The following is a 7780-nucleotide window of genomic DNA, read 5'->3' as shown; positions in this document are numbered from 1 at the left end:
CTTAATTATCCCAAATTCTATTTTTAAAAATATCAAATGTTTGTTTTAAATGTTGATTAATTAATAAAAAGAAAACAACTATAAGCATTATACTTCCCATAACCGTAAAGATTTCCATATTCGACAATAAAACCGATTGTTTTGAAACAGAACCGATAATTTGCTTCATACCTAATTTAGTCGCATCATCAATATTATAACCTTTTGTCATGAAACTTTTAGTCATTTGCTCGACACGCATTTGAGTCTCTGGACTCTCCGAAAGAACAAATTGCCTAAATTTTGTAAAATGTTTTCTTTGCAAAAAAACAGTCGTATTTTGAATTAGTGCAAACCCCATGACACTTCCCCAAAATCTTCCAGCAACCCCTGCGATTCCAGCAAACGGGGCGAAATGAGTAGGAACTGCAGAGACTGTAAACAATACCAATGGAACAAACAGAATTCCCACTGCCACTCCTTGCAACATATACGGAATCGCAATATCTGCCAAACTTATATCTGGAACAAAAAGAAAAGTAAACCAGAAATCAAACACAGCAAAAAGCAAAAACCCAATTACAAAAATAGTCTTAGAAGTGACAGATTTAGCCAAAAAGAGACCCGAGATAACCATACCAATTACATTCCCAATTACATTCAAATATTGAACATGCGCTACTCGGGATGGCTCCCAATTCCAAACTGTAAACATTGTACTGTGACAAATATTCAAAGTTGATCTGGCAATATAAAAGAGCACAGACAATAACAATCCAGTTCGAAAATTATCATAACGAAATACTCTCAAATCAAAAGTGGGTCGGCTAACATGTAATTGTCGGACAATAAAAAGACCTCCTGTTATTAGGGCAAAAATCAATGCCGCAATAATTTGAAAAGAATCAAACCAATACTTTTTTTCACCATAAACCATAAAAAAAGCACCACACAAAATAGCTGTAATCAGCAGGATGTAACTCGTCCAGTCTATTTGATACAATGGGATTTTTTTATGAAGACGACTATCTTTAAATGTAAACATAATAAGAGCCACTGATATAATTTCAAATAAAGCGGATCCATACGCCATGTATTTCCAATCATAATTTTCAAGAAGCCAGACCGCAATATTCATTATAAAAGGAGAAGCCAACATCAAAGCTCCATAATTAATTGTAAAACCAATAATTAAGGCATTTTTTGACTTAAACCTCGAAATCAAAAACTGCCTTAATGAAACTACAGGCAAGGCCATTACAATTCCTTCTACAATCCTTAAAATAATAAATAAAGAAAAATTTTCTGTGTAAGCAGTTAAGATAAACGTTAAGGCTGCCAAGCTATAGATCACAAGAAAATATTTTTTGGTTGGAAAAAAATTAAAAAAACGACTTTCAATCAATAATGTAGCCAAAAAAGTCCCATAGGTTACACACATCGAAAACTGTAAATCTTCAACTTCTACATCAAGAAAACTGGCAGCATAGGTCACATTGGAAGTATACACTCCCAATAAAATCATGGATTGCAACAAACAAAAAAATAAAATCGCAATAATGGCCCAATTGGGAACCCAAGATTTAAAAACAGTTACTTCTGACATCTGATTATTGGTGTTCAGCAATAATAGAAACATTCATACCAGCCCTAAGAAAATCAGTTTGCTTATCTGATTCCATCAGCTTTATTCGAACAGGAATTCTTTGCTCTATTTTAATGAAGTTACCCGTTGCATTATCAGGAGGCAATAAAGAAAAACGTGCTCCACTGGCAGGAGATAATGATTCTATTCTTCCTCTAAATTTTCTTTGATTTATCGCATCTGCATTCACTACAACTTCCTGACCAATGGACAAATATTGCACTTGAGTTTCCTTAAAATTTGCTGTAATCCACTTTTCTTTACTAACGATAGAAACTAAGGTCTGTCCTTCTTTAATCATTTGTCCTGGCTGAATTATTTTTTTTCCAACCCAACCGTCGTAAGGAGCTGTGATTACGGTATAAGAAAGAAAAAGAGATGCATTATCGACAATAGCTTTTTTGGACTGAATCACGGTTTGTGCTGTCGAAATTTTTGCCGAAGCTTCGGAGGTATTCAATGCCGCCGATTGAATCGTGTTTAGTATTTCTTGATAATGGGCTTTGGCTAATTCATAATCTGCTTTTACTTTCTCCAACTGTTGTTCTGTCGCCGCTTCCTGATTTAACAACCCTTGATAACGATTGTATTCTAATTTAGTTTTCCATACTTCTGTTTTAACAGCTTCCAATTGAGCTTGTCTTACCGAAGTTGTATTAGAAGTTGTTGCAACATTTTTTTGTATAACATTGATACTGCTTTTGGCATTTTCAACATCTGCCAATGCCATATCCAAATGAGCTTTATATTCTCTTTTATCCATTACAATTAAAGTATCGCCTTTGTGCACAAACTCATTTTCATCATAGCGTACTTCCTGAACATAACCCGTTATTCTGGCCATAATTGGGGTTACATATTGATCCACCTGAGCATCATTCGTTTCTTCATGATTTTTATTAAAAACATAAAACCAAATACCTAGAACAATTCCGCCTAAAATCAAAGTACTTGCAATTGCTGTGGTTAATCTATGAAATGTTCTATGAGCGTTTGACGTATTTTTTACTTTTACCATATAAACTTAAAACTAAATTATATTAAACTGAAATTATTATTTATTGAATAACCCTGCTGTATGAAGCAATTCATAGTGTTTCATAACAGCATCTATTCTAGTGGAAACTTTATTGAATTTCGCTTGCAGCAAAGCATTATCCGCATCAACCATTTCGGTAATTAACACCAATTGATTAAGATATTTCACTTTTATAATTCGATAATTCTCCTTTGCCAATTCCAATGCTTTCTCAGTAACCAAAAATTTGTCCAGTATCTCCTGATATTGGGTATGAGTTCTAAACACCTGATCTTCCATCTTATTTTTGACTCTCGTCGATTCATTCTCCTGTAATTCCACTTTTAATTTGGCAGCCTCCACCCGTGCTTTATTTTTGTATAAACCTGATAAATTATAAGAAGCTTCAACTCCAATTTGTCCAATGGTGTAGAGATAAGGACGATTCAAAGTAAACAACATATAGTCGGGATATTTTAAATTGTAATTTCCAAAGAAACCCACCTTAGGATAATAATTCCCTTTTATCATATTCAACTCCGTTTTTTTAACCTCAACTTCCCTACTTGCTATTCGCATCTCTTCATTTTGCATAGTTTCCTTCAAATAAAAGCCATAGTCTTTCAAAAGATTCGTTTCATCAAAAATAGCAGTTGTGTCAATACTTATTTCCTGTTCTTCTGGCAACTGCAATAGGGTTTTGAAGTCCTGAAGTGCAATTTTTATATTTTTTTTATTGGTCAAGGAATTCAATTCCCTGTCCGAAAGCTGTAACTCAGAACGCAGCACTTCATTTTTGGTTACAGTTCCAAAAGTCTTGAATGCTTTGACTTCCTTCAAGCGTTCCTGCTCTTCCCTAATGCTCTCGTCTATGATTTTTTGAAGTTCCATCATTTTGTAAATACCCAAGAATGTAGCTGCAACATCCAACTGAATGTCATTTTCGGTTTTTTCCAGCTTGATTTTAGCAATCTCGTTTTCCTGTTTCGCCTTACTGATAGCATTATTTATTTTATTACCCGCATAAAGTGGCATATCAAATTTGGTAACCGCATCATATATTACCGTTCCAGGTTCTGGAGTATAGGTATGCTTGTCCGTAAAAAAAGCACCTTCATATTCTGTTAAATCAGATAATCGAGAATACATTGCATTAAAATTAACCTCGGGCAAACGAAGGTTCTTTGTAACATCAATCTCTTTTTCGGAAATGCGCTGTTCGATATGTGACTTCTGAATGTCCATATTGTTTTCTTTTGCCATTTTTATGGCATCATTCAAAGAAATAGTCTGTTCTTTTTGTGCCTGAACAGATGTAACCCATTGAAATAAAAGCAATAAGAATACTAATTTTTGAGGGAATTTAATTTTTGATTGATCTGAAAAAGATCTTTTTTTGAGAAACATAAATTGAAATAAAGAATATTTTGCAAAGTTCTCTCATTTAATTCATGTTGTAAAATCAACGAAAGCCATAAATTTATTCATTTCGGACAAATTTAAAATCACTAAAAAAGGGCTCTTTTTTATTAAAATTACTGATTCGATAAAATAAAGTTTATTTTTTTCTCAATTCATTATTTTATCCAAAACAAAAAAAATACTTCTTCAATTTTATAGAAATTTTGGAACAAATAACTTTTTATTTTTTTAATATTTCGACTCCATTTATGTAATCAGATGGGCGTGCTCCTAAAATCTTTAAAAAAGTATTACTAAAGGTTGGAACACTATTATACCCAACGGCACGGGCAACTTCATTTACGGATAGTTTTTTTTCCAATAACAATTCTATCGCCTTTAATATTCTTCGAATGGTAAAATATTGAATAAACGACATTCCCAAATCTTTTTTAAACAAACGAGACAAGGAACGCTCACTAAATCCAAACCGTTCTGCCAAATCAGAAAACAAAATAGTTTCGGTCAGATTTTCATCTAAATGAACAATAATTTTATTAAGGCGAATATCTTTTGGAGATGGCAAAGCCAAAGGTAAATCGGTCAGACATACTTCAGGCAAAAGTGCTTTAATTCCATTAGCGATGACAAAATTCCTACTTCCCTTTTCTAGATTTCCATTCCATCGGTTCGTGAATAACATTATCTGCAGTAATAAATCATTTACGGGGTAAATTCCTTCCTTGTCATAAAAAGGATCTTCGTCCGAATCAATTGGAAAATACAAATTCCTCATCATAACATTTTCAGAACTAGTATTAATGCTATGTGCAATTCCTCGCGGAATCCATATAAAATGTCGGGCAGGAAGAAAATAGGTTTTAGTTTCAGTGGTAACATAGACAATTCCTCCTTCTGAATATAACATTTGAGCTTTGTCATGCTTGTGTGTAGGAATCAACAATTCTCCCATAAGATCATGATAACAATAGATACTTTTCCCATCAGTATCAACCTCTTTAATGTAATATTTATCCTCTAAATTTTTAGATGAATCCATTGCAATCGATTGGTTGTGTTTTTACTAAAAAATATAGTTGAGTAGAAATAACTTTCAAAGTTACAAAGACAAAGTTATTTCTGGACAAGAATACCTTTTATTATTCCAATATAAAATGGCTGTGGCAACCGACGGATTTACGAAAGCTTGAGACAGAACAACTCCAATAAATTTGCAATCAAAAAACAACAAAATAATTCATAATCATTCGTGCGTTAGAAATTATTTTAGTCAATCGCTATGAGTAACAATTGAAAATCCTCTCTATCTTTGCTTACAGAAACATACAAATAAATTAAAAACCCCATGGCTACATTTAGCAAACAACTGTCCTTTCGCTGGTCTGATTTAGACCCTAATTTTCATTTACGCCACAGTGCTTATTATGATTTTGGAGCACAACACCGTGTTGAAATACTAGCACAATTAGGATTAACATTAAGAGTAATGCAATCGGAACATATTGGCCCAATATTATTTAGGGAAGAATGTGTTTTCAGAAAAGAAATCAATCTCTCGGACGAGATTATCATGCAAACCAAAATGGCAAAAATGAAAGCTGATGCTTCACGCTGGTCAATTGTTCATGAGTTTTACAAAGAAGATACATTGTGTGCCGTTATTACTGTTGATGGTGCTTGGATGGATACCAAAATCCGTAAATTAGCTACTCCAACTCCACAAGTTGTTGTTGATGCCTTAAGTGTTTTTCCAAAAACAGCTGATTTTATCGCCCTGTAATTAATCAAAAAACTATCAAATATGTTCACAATTGCCCAAATAAAAGAAGCACATTCCAGAGTTAAATCAGGAGCAGACTTCCCTGCTTACATTCAGGATTTAATTACATTAGGCGTAAAAGGATATGATACCTTTGTTAACGATGGCCATGTAGAATATTTTGGCGCCGATAATTTTCGCGCTACAGCAAATGAAACGTATGACAATATAACGATTGCACCTTTTGCGAACAAAGAGCGTTTTATTGAGTTTCTTGTTATCCACCAAGAAGGGCAAACGGATTACCTTACTTTTTGCAATCATGCAGGACAATGCGGCATTGCAAAATGGAGCGTTGATATTATAGAAATGACCTGCACGTATTTTGACCAATCAGGAGCTGCCATTCTAATTGAAAAAATTCCGAGTTAGGTTTATAATACAATAAAAAAAGGTGGTTCAGAAACGAACCACCTTTTCAATAATACACAACTACAATTTAATTCAAATCAAAACGATCCAAATTCATCACCTTAGTCCAAGCGGCCACAAAATCCTTTACAAATTGATCTTGGGAATCTTGGCATCCATAAACTTCAGCTAGTGCACGAAGTTCCGAGTTAGAACCGAAGATTAAATCCACACGGGTTCCTGTCCACTTAATTGCACCAGTTTTACGATCACGACCTTCAAACATCTCTTGGGAATCTGAAGAAGCTTTCCATATCGTACCAAAATCGAGTAAGTTCACAAAGAAATCATTAGTCAATATCTCTGGACTACTAGTAAACATACCATGTTTAGACTGATCAAAGTTGGCATTAAGAACACGCAAACCACCAACCAATACTGTCATTTCTGGCGCAGTCAGGGTCAACAATTGTGCTTTGTCAACCAACATTTCCTCCGCCGAAACTGTGTATTGGGTTTTCATGTAGTTGCGGAAACCGTCAGCTTCAGGTTCAAGAACGGCAAATGATTCCACATCCGTATGATTTTGTGAAGCATCAGTTCTTCCTGGTGTGAAAGGAACAGTCACATTTTTACCCGCTTTCTCAATTCCGACACCTCCTGCCAAAACGATTAAATCGGCTAATGAAACCTGTTTTCCATCAGACTGAGCGCTATTGAATGCAGTCTTGATACCTTCCAGAGTTTCGAGTACTTTTGTCAATTGTGGTGGATTGTTCACTTTCCAATTCTTTTGCGGAGCAAGACGAATACGCGCACCATTGGCACCACCTCTTTTATCAGAACCTCGGAATGTTGATGCCGATGCCCAAGCAGTCGATACCAATTGGGAAACCGACAATCCTGATGCAGAAATTTTGGCTTTTAAAGCAGTAATATCATTGACATCAATTAATTTGTGTGTTACCGCTGGAACAGGATCTTGCCAAATAAGCACTTCCTTAGGCACTTCCGGTCCCAAATAACGTGCAATTGGTCCCATATCACGGTGTGTCAGTTTGAACCAAGCGCGAGCAAATGCATCGGCAAACGTTTCTGGATTTTCATAGAAGCGTCTTGAAATCGACTCATAAATAGGATCTTCTCTCAAGGATAGGTCTGTTGTAAGCATAAATGGCGCATGGCTTTTTGACGGATTGTGGGCATCCGGAACTGTACTGGCTCCTGCACCATTTTTTGGTCTCCACTGATGGGCACCTGCAGGACTTTTATATAATTCCCATTCGAAACCAAAAAGGTTTTCAAAATAGTTGTGACTCCACTTAGCAGGCGTAGTGGTCCACGCACCCTCTAATCCGCTGCTAATAGTGTGTTCACCATGCCCGCTTCCAAAAGTGTTTTTCCAACCAAGTCCTTGCTCCTCAATTCCCGCAGCTGCTGGTTCTGCACCAACGTACTGGTTGGGATCCGCAGCACCGTGTGTTTTACCAAAGGTATGCCCCCCAGCAATAAGTGCAACTGTTTCTTCGTCATTCATAGCCATACG

Annotated in this window: 7 protein-coding genes; 2 read left to right on the top strand and 5 right to left on the bottom strand. The window is 35.5% G+C overall.

From position 1 onward, the window contains the following. Window position 1 precedes the first annotated feature (1 nt). The 4 genes from VFS71_RS04770 to VFS71_RS04755 form a co-directional block, all read right to left on the bottom strand. The gene (locus VFS71_RS04770) at window positions 2-1585 is read right to left on the bottom strand and encodes an MFS transporter (protein ID WP_111411527.1); all 1584 of its coding nucleotides are present in this window, start codon (window positions 1583-1585) and stop codon (window positions 2-4) included. 4 nt (window positions 1586-1589) lie between these two features. Further along, entirely contained in the window at window positions 1590-2642 is a 1053-nt protein-coding gene (locus VFS71_RS04765; RefSeq protein WP_326399691.1) for an HlyD family secretion protein, read from the bottom strand. A 36-nt stretch (window positions 2643-2678) separates the two neighbouring features. Then, the gene (locus tag VFS71_RS04760; RefSeq protein ID WP_326399689.1) at window positions 2679-3980 is read right to left on the bottom strand and encodes a TolC family protein; all 1302 of its coding nucleotides are present in this window, start codon (window positions 3978-3980) and stop codon (window positions 2679-2681) included. 304 nt (window positions 3981-4284) lie between these two features. Then, the gene (locus VFS71_RS04755) at window positions 4285-5103 is read right to left on the bottom strand and encodes an AraC family transcriptional regulator (protein WP_326399687.1); all 819 of its coding nucleotides are present in this window, start codon (window positions 5101-5103) and stop codon (window positions 4285-4287) included. 306 nt (window positions 5104-5409) lie between these two features. Between VFS71_RS04755 and VFS71_RS04750 the strand changes: the two genes are divergently transcribed. Together VFS71_RS04750 and VFS71_RS04745 are read left to right on the top strand one after the other, a co-directional pair. Beyond that, window positions 5410-5844: a thioesterase family protein gene (locus VFS71_RS04750; RefSeq protein WP_326399686.1), complete on the top strand. Its 435-nt coding sequence runs from the start codon at window positions 5410-5412 to the stop codon at window positions 5842-5844. Window positions 5845-5865: 21 nt separating this feature from the next. After that, entirely contained in the window at window positions 5866-6255 is a 390-nt protein-coding gene (locus VFS71_RS04745) for a DUF1398 domain-containing protein (RefSeq protein WP_326399684.1), read from the top strand. Between the two features lie 67 nt (window positions 6256-6322). Here VFS71_RS04745 and VFS71_RS04740 read toward each other — a convergent pair. Then, the coding region (locus tag VFS71_RS04740; RefSeq protein ID WP_326399683.1) for a peroxidase family protein at window positions 6323-7780 on the bottom strand (1458 nt) is incomplete at its 5' end.

The sequence above is a fragment of the Flavobacterium sp. genome, assembly GCF_035760125.1.
Classification (GTDB): domain Bacteria; phylum Bacteroidota; class Bacteroidia; order Flavobacteriales; family Flavobacteriaceae; genus Flavobacterium.
Note: the sequence above shows the minus strand (reverse complement) of the source record. Positions and strands in the feature narration are given on the sequence as shown.

Coding starts and splice junctions, on each gene's coding strand:
- VFS71_RS04770 (WP_111411527.1), bottom strand. CDS start 1,585: ATGTCAGAAGTAACTGTTTTTAAATCTTGGGTTCCCAATTGGGCCATT.
- VFS71_RS04765 (WP_326399691.1), bottom strand. CDS start 2,642: ATGGTAAAAGTAAAAAATACGTCAAACGCTCATAGAACATTTCATAGA.
- VFS71_RS04755 (WP_326399687.1), bottom strand. CDS start 5,103: ATGGATTCATCTAAAAATTTAGAGGATAAATATTACATTAAAGAGGTT.
- VFS71_RS04750 (WP_326399686.1), top strand. CDS start 5,410: ATGGCTACATTTAGCAAACAACTGTCCTTTCGCTGGTCTGATTTAGAC.
- VFS71_RS04745 (WP_326399684.1), top strand. CDS start 5,866: ATGTTCACAATTGCCCAAATAAAAGAAGCACATTCCAGAGTTAAATCA.